Raw genomic sequence first — 17,013 nt, forward strand, 5'->3', positions numbered from 1 at the left:
TGGGTTGCGCTTTTTAGTATAGCATGAAGTGTTTATTAATTTAAAAGATTTTTATTGACAATCTATTAGCTGGTTTAGTTTAATAAGAAAAGCAAATCCAATAAAGAATAGTACCTACTTATGATACGGTCCACCTTAATGTAGTTAGTTTCCATTTTCTATATATATCCTTATCAGCGATTCTTCGCTATTTTCACCAAGACAACGTATAATAAGAGAAGCAGAAGAAGAATTCATTTTTTCTCTAGTTAAAAAAAGAGGTGCAATTACTTGAAACAATTTGAAACAGCATTACCTGAGCAGTATGAAACATTAAAAAAACAGGCCAATTATACGTCTAGCTGGCGAGAGCGTTTAGGCGCAGTCGAAATGTTATCGGCTTATCAACATGACAAAATCATAGATTTATTAAAAAATCGTATGCAGCATGATACTGTCTACAAGGTGCAATTAGCAGCTATGAAGCACTTGTGGCGCTTGGCGAGGACGTAGAGAAGCCATCACCTGCACGTTTTGATATTATCAAAGGAACAGACAAAATTTTCCTTCGAGTTAAAAAGAGCTTGCCGAAGGACCATACAGTGGCAGACTTTGCGGATAAACTAAAACGTATGCGTTTAGATGTCTTTGATGCGTATGAAGGCGACAAAGGTGTACAATTTATGAACTGGTTAGAGGAACGTTGGGCAAAACTGTAATCAGTAGTTTTGCGATTTATGAAGGAAAGTCATTCTCTTCGCTTGTGGAGGGAATGGCTTTTTCTGTTGATTTTGAATAAAGTTTGATTAAAAAAGTTCCACAAACACTAATTAAGAAAAAAGACGGGATTGCTGTGGAATCCATCTTGAAGTAAAGTCTTCGTTAGTGAAGTAAAAATTCTATTTTAATGCCTTTATCTTTCAGTTTCGTAATCATTAATAATTACGTTTATAATATTACATTGTTCATCCGCAACTGCTTTGTTAGATTGTTTATTATAGTCGTAGGTTATCAAAGCCTTCCATAAAGCCCAACCTCTTGCTCTATTCCAAGTTTCTTCATCAACATTCAATGCATTCTTAAATGCCTTTCTGCTTTTGTCATCAAAGAACGTCCAAGCAATTGCAGCATCACAAGAAGGATCTCCTACTCCCAATATCCCAAAATCAATACCCGCACGTAATTACCATCTTTAATTAATATATTTCCTGGAGCTATGTCACCGTGGACCCAAACAGGTTCACCAGCCCACTTTGAAGTTAATGCCAATTCCCAGATTTCCTTCAATAAGTTTTATTAAAAGCAGTTACATTATTATTAATGGCATCTCTACACTCATCATCGTATACAACAATACCACCGCCTCTATAAAAATTATATTCCCCAGCTATGGGACCTCCACTGGCGTCAATAGATTGTAATTCAACTAAACCCCTCCAATTCATTCGCAAATTGATTTTTAATTTCTAAATTAGACCTCTCTGGAAATTGGCTTTTTATTAACTTCGAACCTAAATCTACGTCTATTTTTATCATTTAATTTCTCCCTTTAATTTGATTACATTTAATCCGGGAAGTTTATAGCTAAAGACAAGATTAATAAACGCGGCAATAAACACCTACGTAAAATAATGTATCTAACCGTTCAGAACATGATTAGACAGCGACGATTTGGTGGAAATCACATCGTTGAGTACTACGATAAATTAAAAACGCAACCCTATAACAAATGTCATAAGGTTGCCTCCGTCGCATGTGTAAACAAGTTATTGAAAAAGATCTTCTTTCTTGTCACACATAATCAAAACTACGACTACAGGTTGGCTCCCTAGTACAGTCGTAGCATCAGTTTAACATACTAAAGCCTTATGAAAAATCGAAAAATCACTAGGCTTATTCGGCATGGCCCAATTTATCAAAATAATATCAGAGAGTTAAGAAAGTTATTATAGATACTTGACTAATCGTAAGAAAGAGCTGCCTAGGCAACTCTTTGATCTTTAATTACGCACCCGTTAGCCATCCATATCGCTTAAAATCAACACTACACCATAGAAAATGAAAGATGATTACGTTCTTTCATGGGAGTTTAAGAAGAACACAGTGGCATTCTAGAATAGGAAAAAGTCTTAGATTGCCACTAACTTTTTGAACTACTGCCCTGAACTATGGGACTCTATATCAAAATCCACATCTTGAATAAATTCGATAACCTCTCCATTAGGACTGTGGACTAGAGCGTTTCTGATAATAAGAGGAGGCTCTCCGAGAGTTAGATAGTCTGCTTCCACACAAGGTTTTGCCCCATGGGCAAGTGCCGTTTGAAACGCTTTGTCGACATCTTCCACATAAAACGCTAGGTGAAGCATAGCTCCGTAAGCAACTTCCTCTTCCGACCGCGCTTTCTTCCCTTGTGCTGGAATGATAGCTTCGTCATCAAAAACCTCGAGACATGTTCGGCCGTCGGGAGAGATCAGCATCGAAGCTTCCTTGATTTGAAACGAAGGAAGGCTCCAATGATGTCCACGCTTAAATCCCAATGCTTCAATGTAAAACCGGATTGTTGCCGGATAATCTTTTGCCTGAATTGCAATATGAGCAAGACCTTTGATATTCAAATATAATTTCCCCTTTCTAATGAATTTAGTATAGAATAGTGTTGCAAGGAAATACATACAATATAAAAGGAAATTACCGAATTACACTTTCCAAAAATAACGAAAATCAATTAATTTTATTTATTTTCGAAAATGCAGTAGGAGGAATTATATATGGAACATTGGATGGATGAAACTGATTACCACATCTTGGGTCTTCTTCAGCAGAATGCACGTATCTCCATTTCACAAATAAGTAAAGAAGTGTCCATGTCCCAGCCCTCGGTAAGGGAACGAATAAAAAGGCTTGAGGAGAAAGACATCATCTCGGGTTATACGGCAACCTTTCGCCATCAGGCACTAGGTCGAGGGACCACGGCATTCTTTCTTATTAAAACAGAGCAATGTCAAGCACTGGTGGATTTTTGCGAACGAAATCCCGTTGTAACCGATATGTTTCGAATTAGTGGTGAATACAATTACATGGTCAAGATTCAGACTGCTTCCATAGAGGATATTGGTCAATTTCAAGATTCTATTATTAAGTTCGGACCATCCAAGTCCCTTATCAGCTTGAAAAACCTGATTGAGAGTCGGATTCTACTATAAGCGCCATTCTCAAAATAACAAAAGAATCCTACTTATGCTAAACTGCTCCGTTAGTTCAATAAAGAAAAAAAGAGCTGCATTATGCAACTCAATAATCTTCAAGTAAAGCACTCCTTTAGTGCAAAAACAAACTTAGAATCGGAGGTGATAACAATAATAATAGTGCAATGGAGTCCAAATCCCTAACATCTCTGACGCCATAATAATATCGTATCCATTAGATTGTGTTGCTTTTAACGGTACATTTAAATAATCCCACATTGTTTTCATTGGTTGCATCAATTCATATCGAAATGAATCTTCATTACCATTTCCTACTAAACACTTATCATAAAATTCTAAGCTATTGATTAAGTTGATTTTTATTATTTCCACATTACAATGATCTCTAATGTTGAATTTAAGTGTTTTAGCAAATATATAACCTGTTAATCCTAGTGTCGCTCAAATTCTCCCCCGGAAAAGCGCATGCACTTTAGCACCATCTATCCGCCTCATTTACTCGATATGAACTTCGACAGAAAGGACTTTGTTTGATGTGCAAACTCATCCAATCATTCCTAGCTGTCAATGAAATTCGCATGCCAGGTGCACAAAAAAACAAGCACCCAATAAAATAAATTGGACGCTTGTTTATTATACCCATACATTTAATAGGGCAATAACATTTAGTTAATGAAATCTTGAGGAATACATTCACGAACACCTGAATTTCTCAAGGAGTTAAATAAAGCTGCACCGATTCTTAATAAAACATTGGTATCAGTACCATTCTCTAAATCATAAATTACGTAGTATGCATTATCAACTGTAAAAATACATTTTCGTTCTAATTCAAATCCAGGTGGTACAGTTGGAAGATTAATAACTGGTCGAATCACAGGTGTATCTCCTTCATCTCTAATAAAATTGAAAGTTTGTTGGTCAATCTCATAGATATTAACTGGATCAATCTCTACACCTTTTTCTGGAATTGTAATTTCATCTTCAACTAATAGGAAAAAGCGTTCGTTTCGGAAATTGAAAAGACTTCTCGAGCCAATTTCAAATGATGCCATTTTATATTCACCTCCTCTTCATATATTAAGTTTATTCATATCGAATAAAGTTGTTTGGACGAAAAGGAAGGAGGAGTGAAGAATAGAAAATATTATATTATCAATACTTATAATACTCCTGGCTGTTCGTGGGATTTTATCACAGGAATTACTGTTACGATAGATGGAAGATACAAATAACCTACATGAAATCCTATAACAATTCCAATCTCTGATAAACCATGTATGTACTAGTATCTCTTTTGCTTAGAATTAATATAGTAATTTAATTTTACTCAAAAAGATAAGAGCCTTGCTACAATTTATAAGTAGCAAAGCTCTTTATGTTGGTTCATGTTTCATTTACATTTAATAATTATTTATCCCTTAACAGTATGTTCGAGTTCTAGGATAGTTTGTGTTGCTAATTTAATTTTCTTTAATATTGTGCCAAGCACCATTCTTTAGTTTCTTGATCGGCAAAGGATGCTTCTACACTATTTAAATAAATTATCCGATAATCTTCTTCACTTAGATTAAATTCGTTGTCAACTAAATGTATTTCTTTTTCCATAGTAGTATCTGAAACTGTTCTGTTATCCGTATTAAATGTCACTTTTATTCCATCTTTATGAAACTTATAAATCGGATGTTCAGAATAATTATGAACGGCTTTCGTCTGGACATTACTTGTTGGACACATTTCAAGCACTACCTGTTTTTCTTTCACAATCTTATAAGCCTCGGCGCAATCTTTAATAAATACTCCATGCCCTATTCTTTCAGCACCTAGCAGTTCAACAGCATCTAAAACGTTTTTTCCAATTCCTGTTTCACCGGCATGAATAGTAACTCTGTAGCCATATTTTTTAGCTAATGCAATTGGATCTACGAATTTTTCACAAAAGCTTTCTTCTTCAGATGCACATAGGTCAATTGCCACCACACCGTTTCCAAGGAATTTTTTCCCCTTTTCAACTACTTCAAATGCGCTTTCTACAGACATCGTTCTCATGCAAGACAAGATTATATTTCCCTTTATTTCGTAGCGGCTTTCAGCGTCCCTCATCCCCTCTATAACAGATTGAATAACTTCTTCAACATCAAGACCTTGTAATATATGAAGTAACGGGGCAAATCTGACTTCTAAATATTTCACGTTTTCTCTTGTTGCATCCTCAAATAGCTCAAAAGTAATTCTTCTTAAGTTCTCCTTAGACTGCATAACTAAATTAGGAAGAGAAAATCTTTTTAAATACTCATCAAGGGATTCACATTCTAACGGAGCAATTAGCTCCTTTTGCAGTTCATCCTTATCAAAAGATGGTAACTGAATACCTTCCTTCTGTGCAATATCGATAATAGTTTCACCCCTTAGGCTTCCATCCAAATGACAGTGAAGTTCAATTTTGGGCAATGCTAAAAAGTTCATTTTTGTCCTCCTAAAATAAATTTTTAGATTAAAATACAAAAAAATTCCTGACTACAAAGAAGATACAAGTATTGTACTTGTACTTTCTTCGTAATCAGGAATTTCGGTTCCTGGTAGAGACCCCCAAACCATATTATTGGGGTTATACGGAATTTTATTTTTTTAAATAATAATAAAAAAATATTAGGTTGTCAACATGGTTCCGAACCTTTTCTTTAATAAAAAGCATATTCTACAATAAAAATTTTCAGTCAGTAGCCGCATTTGGAATTTCAAGTTATTAACGAACATGAAATTTCAATTAGAACCTAAGACAATTCACGTTTTATAGCACATTAAAAATCCTTCATAAAAAAATGTCTGCTTTATCATTAGCAGTCATTTTTTTATTAGTAATATTTTATATATATAAATTCTATATCAATAAAATGGCAGTAGTAAATGGTTTCATTTTATTTAAGGCAGTGTTTAGTGTAATTACCATTTTACAAATAGAAATTAAATCTTCTGCTACAGCACTTTTAGATAGTCTTTTAGTTACGCAAATGTCTGCAAGCACTCGAAGTACCGAATGCCACCAAAGAAAGCTTTTATAAAAGAGCATGTCCTTTTTTATAATATGCTTTGAATTTTTTTATTTGAAATAATATGCACTTCTTAAAAGCATAAAATAATATGGATTAAAACCAAGCATTTTTTAAAAGCTCTATTCCCTTATAAATTCCTTCTTCATCTAAGTTAGCAAATCCAAGTAAAACTTTTGTTGGTTTTTCTTCTGGAGGAATCGCATAAAAAATTGACGTTGGATATAACTTTACACCTTCCATTTTTGCTTTTTCTATTAGTTCATCTTCGGACATACTATTATTTGGTTCCAGCAGAATATGTAATCCACTACTAGCACCATAAATTTTCACTTTATCTCCCATTATTTGATTAATTGCCTTTAATAAGGCCTCGTATTTTCTCTTATAGCTATTTCTTGATTTACTCAGATGTCTCTCCCAATGACCACTTTCCATAAATAATTGTAAAGTATGTTGATGTAATCTCGACACAGTTTGAACATAATAGCTGTTCTCGATATATAAGTTAATTAATTTTCTTGGTAAAACCATATAACTTAGTTTTATGGAAGGAATCAACGATTTTGAAAATGTTCCCATATAAATAACATGATCATACGAATCTAATCCTTGTAGAGCCGGTATTGGTTTCCCAGCATATCTAAACTCACCATCATAGTCGTCCTCTATGATATAAGCATTTTCTTCTTTTGCCCACTCTAATAATTCTAGTCTTCTTGAGATAGGCATGACTGTTCCCATTGGAAATTGATGAGATGGAGTCACATATATGGCTTTAACCTTGCTATTTTTTAAATGGGCGATACTAATTCCATAATCATCAAGATGTATTGGTTTTACCCTTATACCATTATCTTCAAAAAGGTAGCGAACTCTATAATATCCTGGATCTTCCATACCAAAAAGCTTTTCTCGTCCAATCAAGTTACATACTATTCCTGTAAGATATTGCAAACCTGCCCCTATTACAATTTGGTCTGCAGAGCATTTAACCCCTCTAGCTTCATAAAGATATTTTGCAATATAACCTCTTAATTCAAGCTCACCTTGTGCATCCCCATATAAAAAAAGGTGACCTTGTTCTTCATTAAGACTTTGCATACTCAATTTACGCCATATTTTATAGGGAAAGTCTTTTAAATTTATATCTCCATAATTAAAATCATACTTAATTACAGTAGGATCTTTTTCTTGGTTAGACTTTAATAATGTTTTATCAAATTTAACATTATTTTTTTGAAAATAATCCTTTTCAAGTTCTACAACATATATCCCCTCTCTTTCTCTACTTACCACATACCCTTCTGCAAGGAGCTGTTGATATGCAACGTCTACTGTGTTGCGACTAATGTTTAAATGTTTAGCTAAGCTTCGTTGAGAGGGCAATTTGGTTTTAGCTAAAATGTTTCCATTTTGAATTTCATCTTTAATGTATTTATATAATTGAAAATATAGTGGTTCTCCATTATTTAATATTGGTGTAATTTCAAACATATATTTTTGGCTCCTTTAGAAATAACATTCTTGGCACTTTTAACGGTACCAGAGGGTTATTATAATAAAATCTACATTGTGACAGAGAAAATGTAAACACATCCGATAATAATATTTTTTTATTCCGAAAACTCACAATGATTTCTATTAAGTAAGGAGAGATTTTACATGTATATTCCTAAGTATTACATAAAAACTGATTTAGAAGAAATCAAAGAATTTATTAAAGACAATTCATTTGCAACAATTGTTTCAATAAGAAAAGGAAAACCAATAGCAGCCCATGTACCATTATTATTGAATAAAATTAAGGATGAATATTACCTCACAGGTCACTGTGCATATGGAAATCCTCTATGGAGGACTTTTGAGGATATAGATGAAATATTAGTTATATTTAATGGTCCACATGCGTATATTTCTTCTTCTTGGTATGAAAAAGAAAATGTGCCAACCTGGAATTATCAATCAGTTCATGTTTATGGAAAAGCAAGTCTCATTGCAGGAAATGAGTTAGAACAAGATTTAATTAACTTACTTGAAAAATATGAGAAATTCCGTGAAAATCCTGTATTGTGGGATAAACTTTCTCCTGAAATGTTACAACAAGAGTTAAAAGGAATAAAAGGATTTAGAATTAAAATAGAAGAAGTTCAAGCTGCCTATAAATTAAGTCAAAATCGTAATGCTAATGATTACGCAAATATTATTAGCGAGCTTTATAAAGAAGAGGATCCTAATGCTTCTGCAGTGGCAGAAGCTATGAAGAAAAATAAAAATGACTAAAACAGAAGGCAGAAATGTTATATAAACATTCCTTCCATATATTGTATATACAAATTTTTGTCATGATGATATCAATTTGTTCTTCATCACCCATAAAAAAGAGTGAGTCCCAGTATGGATAAAACCTATTTTCTTGTAAAAAAATATGGCATTATCATTCTTTTCCCAAACACCTAACCAGATGTTTTTTTGTTTTGTGCTACAGCTATTTCCATCGCTTTGTTGATTAAATGTTTTCCTAGTCCTTTTCCTTGATATTTATTCCTAATTCAAATTCTTCCATGCAAAGTAGCACCTACATATGCAGGGAAAAATTTGAAGATACTTATTTGAAGGTTTGGAAAGCATTTTTCTCATAAATAAAAGCTGAACTAAGTTGTTTGAATTAGTTCAGCATAAAAATAATGTATTATAATGTACACATTTTATTAAGGTGACTCGTGTATTTAAGATACTACTTTACTTATTGACTTATAATAAAATATCTAAGATGTTTTTATTTTTTAGGTAATTTGAAGTTTTAGCAAGTCATAAATGTAATTTCATTTAAATCTATTGCAACCTGTTGGCCACTAGGAAGGAAACCACCTAAACTTTTTTCATCAATAGAAGTCACAAATACATTTAAAGTTCTTCCGTCTCTTAACTTCATATTAGCCCATTTTTGAATACATCCACCAGTTTGTTGTGGTGGAGGATATGGTGGGTATGGTGGATATTGTGGTGGATACTGTGGTGGAAATGGTGGGTACTGTGGCGGATATGGTGGAAATGGTGGGTACGGTTGTGGTTGTATCGAGCCTGGACTTATATATGGCTGTGGCTGTATTGAACCTGGACTTATATATGGCTGTGGTTGTATTGAACCTGGACTTATTTGACGTGGCTGTGGTTGGGTTGAACCTGGACTTCGCCGATATGGTTGAGTCATGAACACACACTCCCTTATTAACCTAAATTTTTAATCTAAATTAACTTATGTAAAATATCTAGATATGTATCCGCTATTATCTCTATTACAATCTTAAAAATCTCTAGATTGATTTGTTTTAAGGGCTGATAACCTATTTTAGCCGCTTTTATAGTGCTTGTATGATACAACAAAAACAACGAAATACTCGATTTATAAATTGAGTATCTCGTTATTTTTTTCATGAATTTTATTAAAATTAAAACCCTAAAATTGAATTGCAGCTAGTTCAACGTGATTTCAAATTCCGAGTTCGGCACGCCAGCAAATACAACCGTTCCGTCCTTCGGCAGTTTTACTTTGTTATCGCTACTCACAACAGTAAAATTGACGCATACTCCATTCTCATCATACACCGCGAACGCACTCTTCTCTGGCAACGCCACGTTCATCGTTTTCCCTGCTACCGCTTGCGGGATCGTAAACCATCTCGCATGCCCATTTGCTTGTAACGTAACTTTAGATGAATTGCTTGCATCAAGCGGTTTTACGTTGGTTTCACTTACGTATAACAATCCGGACATCTCCATATATTCATTACCGCCTTCTGTATAAAAAAGAGATTCCGTCGTATCACGGCCTGTCATCCCAGGGATCTGTAGCTGATGCGCGGCCGAGTTTGGGCCTGTAATTTTTCGGCCGGCCCAATAGCCCTCTAGACCTTCATTTCGATTAATTTGTGTTGTAAGCATCATTGGTGCGAGATATTGAGCAGAACTATATTTCTCATTTACGAGATAGAACTTGACGCCTTCCCGCTTCGCCCATGCAGCAGTGGTTTCCTTCGATAGCATGTTGTCTTCTAGTTTCTCGGCTAAATAGTGAGTAAGCGCTACTTGCCCTAAACCAGGCATCGATATAAATGAGCTTTCTTTCAAATAAGTTCTTCCATTCTTCTCAGTGACGAAGTTGAGTTTGGAGGTACCTTTCTCGTTAATAAAGCTTTCATTCGCAGTATATACATATTTTTCTTCTGGATTAGATGGTAAGAACAGTTCTCCATTTTTCTTGATTTCTACATTGAAATGACTGAAACTATTGCCGTAAAAACCCGCTTTCTTCGCTACATCTTGAGGCACCTTGGCCTTGACCGGCTTGCCAAAGGATTTGTTCGGCTTGATATCCTTAATTGTGCCCTTCTCTTTGAGTGCAGCGAGCAGTATTTCAGTCGCCATCAGTTGATTTGTAGCGCTGCTACCGCCGGAGGACAACACAGCCACTGCCATCTTCTGTTCAGGAAGTACGACCAGTGAAGCATGTTGCAGTCCCGTGTCGCCGCCTTTAGTCAAGCCCTTTATCCCATATTCACTGAATGGATATAGTTTCACACTATCCCAGCCAAGACCATAGTTGAAGATATTATCTCCATCCCCCGGCCACATTCCTTTTTTATATTCCTCTTGCTCCATCGCCTTGACTGCCTTATCAGAGAGGATTCCTTTTCCCTGCCCCATAAATAATTGTGAGAATCGAACCATATCTTCTGCTGTGGAAGAGATCCCTCCCGTACCGATCACATTCACCGATTCGGTAGGAAGCTGCCCTTGATAAGTTGGAAAATAAAGTCCAGCCCGCTTATCGTCTTCCCATTTGTCCTGCGGCGTTTTCGTATGATTTAGCTTTAAGGGTTTTGTAAACCGTTGATGTATAAATTCGGTAAAGCTCATACCACTGACTCTTTCCACCATAATCTCGGCTAGCGTAAAGCCGTCGTTGCAGTATACGGAGAACGCTCCAGGATCCGCCTTCAAGTGCTGGTTGGACAATTGCCGCAACAAGTTATCATGTGCATAGGTATCATTATCTTTGAATAAAAATGTATTACCATACCCAGTACCTTGCAAGCCGGAGGAGTGGTTCAACAGCATACGCGGCGTAATGCGTTTATACCGTTCATCCTTCATCTTGAAATCAGGAACATAGTCGACGACAGGAGCATCCAAATCTACTTTTCCTTCGTCGACCAATTTCATCACAGCTGCCGCTGCATACATTTTACTGACTGAACCAATCCCGTATAGGGTATCTTTGGTCAGTGGCTGTTTCCCTTTCATATCGTTCTTGCCTGTCTGACCCGACAAAATAAGTTTGCCATTATCAATTAACGCATACTGCACACTAGTCGTCTCATAGGACTTTGTAAGTAGCGCAGCCTTCTCTGCTGCAATCTTTTTCAGTTCTTGACTAGTTACTTCTTGGCTAGCAACAACCGTAGTCTGACTGCTAGAAGACGCCATCACCCCTGATGGTAGGCTCATCGTTAACGCTAATGTAGCAGCTAACGCCCCAGATAGTTTATTTTTCATAAAAGAATTGCCTCCTTAGATAAGTATCGATTTCATTGCTTATTTCGAACAAAGGTATCTCCTTGTTGTCCTTGTTAAGCAGTATACATAACCAAAACCAAATTAAAGGAAAAACAAAGTAAATAAAAGGTAAAATTCAGTATCTACCTTCCGTAAAAAAACTATTTAGTTAAAACAAGAATAGCCGCCTATCAGTAGTAATCTTTTTAAAATTTGTGAGTAGATTTTCTTATAAATAAAAACTGAACTAAATTTTATAAATATTAGTTCAGTTTTTAAATACCCTATTATAATGCTCCACATTTTATTAAGAATACTAGTCTATTAAAGATATAACTTTATCTATTGGCTTTTATTGAATAAACAATTTTGCATCTGCCCAGTTGGTATGATCATTGTCAATATTATCATTAGCATCAAACACAACTAAATCAAGTGTATTTTTTCCTGCAATATTTACTTCTACATGTTCAGCTGGTTCGTTCGATTTTTTAACCGGACTTATATTTAAAATTTTACCATCAGCGATTATCACAAAATTCACAGATCCATGACCCGGCGCTACTTGATCATCTATTCCTACATCTACTGTAAATTTAGTATACTGTCCATTCAAATTATACTTAATTGAACTATTTGAGTGCGATCCAATCTCTTTTTCATATTTCACACCATTAATAGATATCTGTGTTTTATAAAACGATTGGTTTTTATTATAAGAAAAATAATTAGATGTCATTTGCTCTATATCTCCTGTAACTGAAATTGGAGTTAATTCATCCCTTAATTGCACAAATACAGGTGTAACAGCTAAAGTAGTAGTATTTCCGCTTACAAAAAATGTACAAATTGTAAGCATTAAAACCACAGCTAAACTTAATACATTAAATCGAAAACCTTTTGATAGATAACCTTTTTTGTGTTTTTCATATCAAATAAATCCCCTTTCGATTTTGAAATACATTTCTTATCTTCACATAACAAACCAAAATTTTCAATCTTTTTTAATAATTGTGAATTTCGTCTTAAAAATAGAATATCGGAAACATTAATCCTCAGGTTGGGAAAACGTTCATTAACACTTCCTAAATAACTGTTGCCATTAGGAAGAAATCCACCTAAACTTTTTTTCATCAATAGAAGTCACAAATACATTTAAAGTTCTTACGTCTTAACCTCGTAATAGCTCATTTTTATGGTGGATACTGAGGCGGAAATGGTGGGGACGATTGTGGTTGTATTGAACCTGGATTTATTCAACGATATGGTCGAGCATTTAACATACCCTACCTTTTTTACCTAAATTTTCAATCTTTATTAACTTTAGTACTTGTATGATACAACAAAAATAACGAGGGCTCCTTTATAAATGGAGCACCTCGTTATCATGAATTTTATTAAAATTAAAACCCTAAAAAGAAACTGTTCTAAGTAAGTGTGAGTAGTTCTTTCAAAATACATTACCTTACCGTAAAAGCTTTGCTGGTGATAAATTTGGACCGACTGGTTCATTCATCAAAGATTTGAATTCAGGTCCAGAACAACTTAAAGACAATGATTACGAGTTCGGTGCAATACCGAACTCATTTTACCCAAGCTCCTAATGCTATTAGCGGGTTACTTCACATAGAGTGGCTTTTTCTAAGATATTTAACTAGAGAACTTGCAATGCAAAATCTATCTATTGTTTTCTTCTTCATGATCATTTTCGTGATCATTTTCGTGATCATTTTTATTTTGATCTCGTTGTTCAGAAGGTTCTTCAGTCGGATCTGGCTCCTGTTCATCATTAGGTGTACCACATCCGAACAATATTCCAGTAGACAGTATCGCTGTAAACGTACCTAAAAGTATTTTTTTCATATATTCACCTCATTTAAGGAAATTTTATTTTCCCCTTTATTATTGTCCAAATTATTTTTTACATACGATATATTTTTAGTGACTGTAAAGTTAGAATTACACTCATAAAACATCTACTTAAAAGTTTCATTGTAAACATAAAATTTTTTGTGAGTCTAAATAAAAACTTAAAATGTAAATACTTTTTTATGTTTTTCCAATCGTTATTAAGTTTCCCTTAAAGGCATAACGATTGGCCTTTCGATTTATGTAATAACCTATAGACCAAACAATATTCAGATCTATACCGAGCGTTGGAAGAACCATAGAACCTAATGAAATCCTAAAACAAGTCCAACCTCCGATAAACCGTAACTATGCTGTTTCATATGTATTGGTGTCATCGACATAATAGCAACCATTTCAATTTGAGTAAGTACCATCATCGTTTCATCGACTGTAAGACCTCTTTTATTGTGAGCTTTATTAAAAAATCCTGCCTTATTTCTATGTCCATATTCTTGTTTGTGCACTTCTATCATTTTCGCTATTTCTAATGGATCCGGACGCAACATAATAAAAAGGACCAAAACTGATAAGATAAATGGACCTGTAAGAGCCGGCACACCAATAGAAACTGCAAATTCACCCATAATATCTGAACTATTCTTCCATTAACCCCTGTTAGTTTGATAATATCCTATAACATTTTAATTTAGATAGCTTTTTCCATTTACTTAAATACCTACTCCTAGGGGGTAAAATTTTTGTCTTTTTGTGTTCATACTATACTTCTTAAAATTTTCCTATGCACAACATTTTTTCTCACTATTTACTCGGTGACCCTTTTATAGTTACTTTCCTCAGATTGCTTAGTAACAAGGTAAAAATCTATCTCCCCGTATTCCTCAAAATCCCATTTTCATAGCTCTCAATTGATTTTAGGTATTTAAAAAATCCCATCTTTTCATTAAAAATATTATTTATTTCTCTTTAATAGACATATTACCAACCATCTTCCAACATACATCCATAAAATATTACTGAAGGAACAGCTTTCTCAATTAATAAGTAACAAACGCCTAAAACTTACGGGGTAAGCAACATATTACGAAATGGAGGTGACAAATAATGAAAAAAATGGATCCACAAAATTTGATTAGTGACAGTTGGTGTGAAAATAACCGAGTTTTTTTGCCCCGGATAAAAGCTGTTGACATATGTTCTATTCAACCTCCGCCAGTGGTAATCCCTGAAGGAACTGTTATTCCAATAATAAATAGATATTTCTATATTGTTGCAGAAGATATTGATTTAACAAACGGAACAACCCTTCCAGCTAATTTATTTACAGATGATAATGGCGATCCAGTAACAGAATTCAAACTTTTTAATCCCAATGGATATGTCAATCTTTACATCAATGCTGTGATGCAAGAGGGCGGTGCTTATAAAGTAACATCAGATTCATTAAACCTTAAACCATTTAATGCCACTATTTTTGCCGGAACACCAATCATTATTGAATCATTGGGATTCCAACAAATATGATATAAAAATCTGCTAAATTACTTTTCTTTTTCCCTTGAAAGGAGGTGAAACAATGGCTCTTTCAATTATTAATATTCATGTAAACGTTAATGCTACTTCCACAAGATTTTTTGATGTGTTAGCAGCAAATTTAACAGTTGCTGACGGTACTACAATCCTTGCGACTGCCTTTCTAGATGATAGCGGGAATGCCGCTACTACTTTTCCAGTAGTAGCAAATGGTTACTATAATTTTTATATAAATGGTGTACTACAAGAAGGTGATTCGTTTACAATTTCTGCAACAGAGTTAACTTTTAACGGTGTTACTGGTACAATCACAGCAGGAACTCCTTTGGTAGTAGAAGCTGTGGAATTAGTTACACAAACTTAATGACTAATAATCATCCAAACAATAAATTTTAATAGTGTAAGCTTTCTAGCTTGTCTTCTATTTTGGTGCTTAGGGTCACTTTTATCCCAAGTGACACCCTCCAAGCCTATAAATATTTATATAGAAATCCCTCTTCTCGAATTCTCTTCATTATCACTTCAGTCATTTCCCCCTAAGGAGATGGCTCTTTTTATTTCATACCTTTCATACATATATAAAGTTGTAATGTTTTTGGCATATACTTACTCGGGATAGCAAACTGTTGCATGTAACGGTCCAAGCTGTTATTGCACTACGCTATCCCCTTTTCCCCTGTACAATTTATTAAACTTGAAATATTTTCTTTTTGTTTCGATCAAAAACATCAAATCACGGAGTATTTAATAAAATAGTCACAGTAACACCATTAGAAAATGCCCCACCTGTTGTAGTTAATTGAACTGATAGAAGTGTACATCTATTAACTGTTAAATTTGCAGATGTTGTTGCACAACAATTCGGAGTTGTAGACGAGTTTGGTCCTGTAACTGTAGCTATAATTCCAGTAGCTATCGGAGCAGTAAATCCACAGTTTGAACTTGTAAATATTTGGGCGGAAGCTATTTGTCCAGCACTTAGACCGTGGTCACGTATATTTAAAGTTATACTTTTTATCGTAGCATCCACTGGAATAACTATTGAACTTCTTACAAACGAAGCTGATGAAGTACCTGATCCAAGAAAGTCATTGTTTCCTACTGATTGATCTGTAGAAAGAAAAACCTCCATTAACCCTGAACCACTTGGTCCGGTTGGTCCGGTTACCCCTTGCAGACCAGTTGTTCCTGTTGTTCCGGTTGCCCCTCGTAGACCTGTTGCTCCCGTTGCTCCGGTTACCCCTTGGGGTCCAGTTGCTCCCGTTGCTCCGGTTACCCCTTGGGGTCCAGTTGCTCCCGTTGCTCCGGTTACCCCTTGGGGTCCGGTTACTCCCGTTGCTCCGGTTACCCCTTGGGGTCCGGTTGCTCCCGTTGCTCCGGTTACCCCTTGGGGTCCGGTTGCTCCCGTTGCTCCGGTTACCCCTTGCAAACCAGTTGCTCCCGTTGCTCCGGTCACACCTTGCAGACCTGTTGCTCCCGTTGTCCCGCTCACACCTTGCAGACCTGTTGCTCCTATTGTTCCAGTTACCCCTTGTGGTCCGGTTGCTCCCGTTATTCCGGATACCCCTTGTAGACCAGTTGCTCCTGTTGCTCCTGTTGCTCCAATTCTCCCCACTATTATTTGCAATCCAGGTGAATCTACCTCTTCCGCTAACCTTTTGAAATCTGTCAAACCAGTTACTCCTGTTATTCCTTGATAACCTACCTCTCCAGTTGAACCTGTTTCTCCGTTTAGCCCTCTTCTAAAATTACTAAATCTCATTAGATCACCTCCTCCTCTTTTTTTATAATATTTTAATTGAAAATAATGAAAT

At 35.2% G+C, this 17,013-nt stretch carries 16 protein-coding genes, 5 pseudogenes and 1 riboswitch; of the genes and pseudogenes, 7 read left to right on the top strand and 14 right to left on the bottom strand.

Annotation, left to right across the window (positions count from 1 at the left end; genetic code table 11):
- Window positions 1-270 precede the first annotated feature (270 nt).
- A pseudogene (locus ABNX05_RS17685) lies at window positions 271-698 on the top strand (HEAT repeat domain-containing protein).
- Between the two features lie 194 nt (window positions 699-892).
- Here ABNX05_RS17685 and ABNX05_RS17690 read toward each other — a convergent pair.
- Window positions 893-1,488, bottom strand: a pseudogene (locus ABNX05_RS17690) (phosphotransferase); the annotation flags it as partial.
- Window positions 1,489-1,547: 59 nt separating this feature from the next.
- Between ABNX05_RS17690 and ABNX05_RS17695 the strand changes: the two are divergent.
- Window positions 1,548-1,811, top strand: a pseudogene (locus ABNX05_RS17695) (transposase); the annotation flags it as partial.
- Window positions 1,812-2,132: 321 nt separating this feature from the next.
- Here ABNX05_RS17695 and ABNX05_RS17700 read toward each other — a convergent pair.
- Window positions 2,133-2,597: a VOC family protein gene (locus tag ABNX05_RS17700; protein ID WP_349660914.1), complete on the bottom strand. Its 465-nt coding sequence runs from the start codon at window positions 2,595-2,597 to the stop codon at window positions 2,133-2,135.
- 153 nt (window positions 2,598-2,750) lie between these two features.
- Here ABNX05_RS17700 and ABNX05_RS17705 point away from each other — a divergent pair, with 153 nt between their 5' ends.
- Complete coding sequence (locus ABNX05_RS17705) at window positions 2,751-3,185, top strand: Lrp/AsnC family transcriptional regulator (RefSeq protein ID WP_349660915.1); 435 nt, start codon at window positions 2,751-2,753, stop codon at window positions 3,183-3,185.
- A gap of 132 nt (window positions 3,186-3,317) precedes the next feature.
- Here ABNX05_RS17705 and ABNX05_RS17710 read toward each other — a convergent pair whose 3' ends face one another.
- The 3 genes from ABNX05_RS17710 to add all read right to left on the bottom strand — a co-directional run bounded on the left by ABNX05_RS17710 (window position 3,318) and on the right by add (window position 5,654).
- Entirely contained in the window at window positions 3,318-3,455 is a 138-nt protein-coding gene (locus tag ABNX05_RS17710; protein WP_349660916.1) for a hypothetical protein, read from the bottom strand.
- A 398-nt stretch (window positions 3,456-3,853) separates the two neighbouring features.
- The gene (locus tag ABNX05_RS17715; protein WP_349660917.1) at window positions 3,854-4,243 is read right to left on the bottom strand and encodes a spore coat protein; all 390 of its coding nucleotides are present in this window, start codon (window positions 4,241-4,243) and stop codon (window positions 3,854-3,856) included.
- Window positions 4,244-4,661: 418 nt separating this feature from the next.
- A complete protein-coding gene (gene add, locus ABNX05_RS17720) occupies window positions 4,662-5,654 on the bottom strand; it encodes an adenosine deaminase (protein ID WP_349660918.1) in 993 nt (330 codons plus the stop codon).
- 71 nt (window positions 5,655-5,725) lie between these two features.
- Window positions 5,726-5,824: riboswitch (purine riboswitch) on the bottom strand.
- A gap of 258 nt (window positions 5,825-6,082) precedes the next feature.
- On the opposite strand from add, the gene ABNX05_RS17725 reads away from it, so the two are divergent.
- Window positions 6,083-6,250, top strand: a complete 168-nt coding sequence (locus ABNX05_RS17725) for a hypothetical protein (protein WP_349660919.1) — start codon at window positions 6,083-6,085, stop codon at window positions 6,248-6,250.
- Window positions 6,251-6,334: 84 nt separating this feature from the next.
- Here ABNX05_RS17725 and pdxR read toward each other — a convergent pair whose 3' ends face one another.
- A complete protein-coding gene (pdxR, locus tag ABNX05_RS17730; RefSeq protein ID WP_349660920.1) occupies window positions 6,335-7,735 on the bottom strand; it encodes a MocR-like pyridoxine biosynthesis transcription factor PdxR in 1,401 nt (466 codons plus the stop codon).
- Window positions 7,736-7,903: 168 nt separating this feature from the next.
- Between pdxR and ABNX05_RS17735 the strand changes: the two genes are divergently transcribed.
- Window positions 7,904-8,521: an FMN-binding negative transcriptional regulator gene (locus ABNX05_RS17735; protein WP_349660921.1), complete on the top strand. Its 618-nt coding sequence runs from the start codon at window positions 7,904-7,906 to the stop codon at window positions 8,519-8,521.
- Here the strand turns inward: ABNX05_RS17735 and ABNX05_RS17740 are convergent.
- The 7 genes and pseudogenes from ABNX05_RS17740 to ABNX05_RS17770 all read right to left on the bottom strand — a co-directional run.
- A pseudogene (locus ABNX05_RS17740) lies at window positions 8,496-8,790 on the bottom strand (GNAT family N-acetyltransferase); the annotation flags it as partial. The gene ABNX05_RS17735 and the pseudogene ABNX05_RS17740 sit on opposite strands and share 26 nt — an antisense overlap.
- 251 nt (window positions 8,791-9,041) lie before the next feature.
- A complete protein-coding gene (locus ABNX05_RS17745; protein ID WP_349660922.1) occupies window positions 9,042-9,452 on the bottom strand; it encodes a hypothetical protein in 411 nt (136 codons plus the stop codon).
- 263 nt (window positions 9,453-9,715) lie between these two features.
- Window positions 9,716-11,797 (bottom strand): serine hydrolase domain-containing protein, encoded by a 2,082-nt coding sequence (locus ABNX05_RS17750; RefSeq protein WP_349660923.1) that lies wholly within the window; start codon window positions 11,795-11,797, stop codon window positions 9,716-9,718.
- 352 nt (window positions 11,798-12,149) lie between these two features.
- Window positions 12,150-12,656: an NPCBM/NEW2 domain-containing protein gene (locus tag ABNX05_RS17755; RefSeq protein WP_349660924.1), complete on the bottom strand. Its 507-nt coding sequence runs from the start codon at window positions 12,654-12,656 to the stop codon at window positions 12,150-12,152.
- Between the two features lie 17 nt (window positions 12,657-12,673).
- Window positions 12,674-12,931, bottom strand: coding sequence for a hypothetical protein (locus ABNX05_RS17760; protein ID WP_349660925.1), 258 nt, complete (start codon window positions 12,929-12,931; stop codon window positions 12,674-12,676).
- 543 nt (window positions 12,932-13,474) lie between these two features.
- Complete coding sequence (locus ABNX05_RS17765; protein WP_349660926.1) at window positions 13,475-13,660, bottom strand: hypothetical protein; 186 nt, start codon at window positions 13,658-13,660, stop codon at window positions 13,475-13,477.
- 288 nt (window positions 13,661-13,948) lie between these two features.
- Window positions 13,949-14,307: pseudogene (locus ABNX05_RS17770) on the bottom strand (MFS transporter); the annotation flags it as partial.
- Between the two features lie 463 nt (window positions 14,308-14,770).
- Here ABNX05_RS17770 and ABNX05_RS17775 point away from each other — a divergent pair.
- A complete protein-coding gene (locus ABNX05_RS17775; protein ID WP_349660927.1) occupies window positions 14,771-15,190 on the top strand; it encodes a DUF4183 domain-containing protein in 420 nt (139 codons plus the stop codon).
- Between the two features lie 52 nt (window positions 15,191-15,242).
- Window positions 15,243-15,563, top strand: a complete 321-nt coding sequence (locus ABNX05_RS17780) for a DUF4183 domain-containing protein (protein WP_349660928.1) — start codon at window positions 15,243-15,245, stop codon at window positions 15,561-15,563.
- A gap of 369 nt (window positions 15,564-15,932) precedes the next feature.
- Here the strand turns inward: ABNX05_RS17780 and ABNX05_RS17785 are convergent, their stop codons facing one another.
- Window positions 15,933-16,961: a collagen-like domain-containing protein gene (locus ABNX05_RS17785; RefSeq protein WP_349660929.1), complete on the bottom strand. Its 1,029-nt coding sequence runs from the start codon at window positions 16,959-16,961 to the stop codon at window positions 15,933-15,935.
- Window positions 16,962-17,013 lie beyond the last annotated feature (52 nt).

The organism is Lysinibacillus zambalensis, from assembly GCF_040183165.1.
GTDB lineage: Bacteria > Bacillota > Bacilli > Bacillales_A > Planococcaceae > Lysinibacillus > Lysinibacillus zambalensis.

Bases quoted from the DNA above. Each gene is read 5' to 3' on its own strand.
- ABNX05_RS17775 (WP_349660927.1), top strand. From the start codon at position 14,771: ATGAAAAAAATGGATCCACAAAATTTGATTAGTGACAGTTGGTGTGAA.
- ABNX05_RS17725 (WP_349660919.1), top strand. From the start codon at position 6,083: ATGGCAGTAGTAAATGGTTTCATTTTATTTAAGGCAGTGTTTAGTGTA.
- ABNX05_RS17760 (WP_349660925.1), bottom strand. From the start codon at position 12,931: ATGAAAAAAAGTTTAGGTGGATTTCTTCCTAATGGCAACAGTTATTTA.
- ABNX05_RS17755 (WP_349660924.1), bottom strand. From the start codon at position 12,656: ATGCTTACAATTTGTACATTTTTTGTAAGCGGAAATACTACTACTTTA.
- ABNX05_RS17765 (WP_349660926.1), bottom strand. From the start codon at position 13,660: ATGAAAAAAATACTTTTAGGTACGTTTACAGCGATACTGTCTACTGGA.
- ABNX05_RS17715 (WP_349660917.1), bottom strand. From the start codon at position 4,243: ATGGCATCATTTGAAATTGGCTCGAGAAGTCTTTTCAATTTCCGAAAC.
- add (WP_349660918.1), bottom strand. From the start codon at position 5,654: ATGAACTTTTTAGCATTGCCCAAAATTGAACTTCACTGTCATTTGGAT.
- pdxR (WP_349660920.1), bottom strand. From the start codon at position 7,735: ATGTTTGAAATTACACCAATATTAAATAATGGAGAACCACTATATTTT.
- ABNX05_RS17705 (WP_349660915.1), top strand. From the start codon at position 2,751: ATGGAACATTGGATGGATGAAACTGATTACCACATCTTGGGTCTTCTT.
- ABNX05_RS17710 (WP_349660916.1), bottom strand. From the start codon at position 3,455: ATGAAAACAATGTGGGATTATTTAAATGTACCGTTAAAAGCAACACAA.
- ABNX05_RS17750 (WP_349660923.1), bottom strand. From the start codon at position 11,797: ATGAAAAATAAACTATCTGGGGCGTTAGCTGCTACATTAGCGTTAACG.
- ABNX05_RS17780 (WP_349660928.1), top strand. From the start codon at position 15,243: ATGGCTCTTTCAATTATTAATATTCATGTAAACGTTAATGCTACTTCC.
- ABNX05_RS17785 (WP_349660929.1), bottom strand. From the start codon at position 16,961: ATGAGATTTAGTAATTTTAGAAGAGGGCTAAACGGAGAAACAGGTTCA.
- ABNX05_RS17735 (WP_349660921.1), top strand. From the start codon at position 7,904: ATGTATATTCCTAAGTATTACATAAAAACTGATTTAGAAGAAATCAAA.
- ABNX05_RS17745 (WP_349660922.1), bottom strand. From the start codon at position 9,452: ATGACTCAACCATATCGGCGAAGTCCAGGTTCAACCCAACCACAGCCA.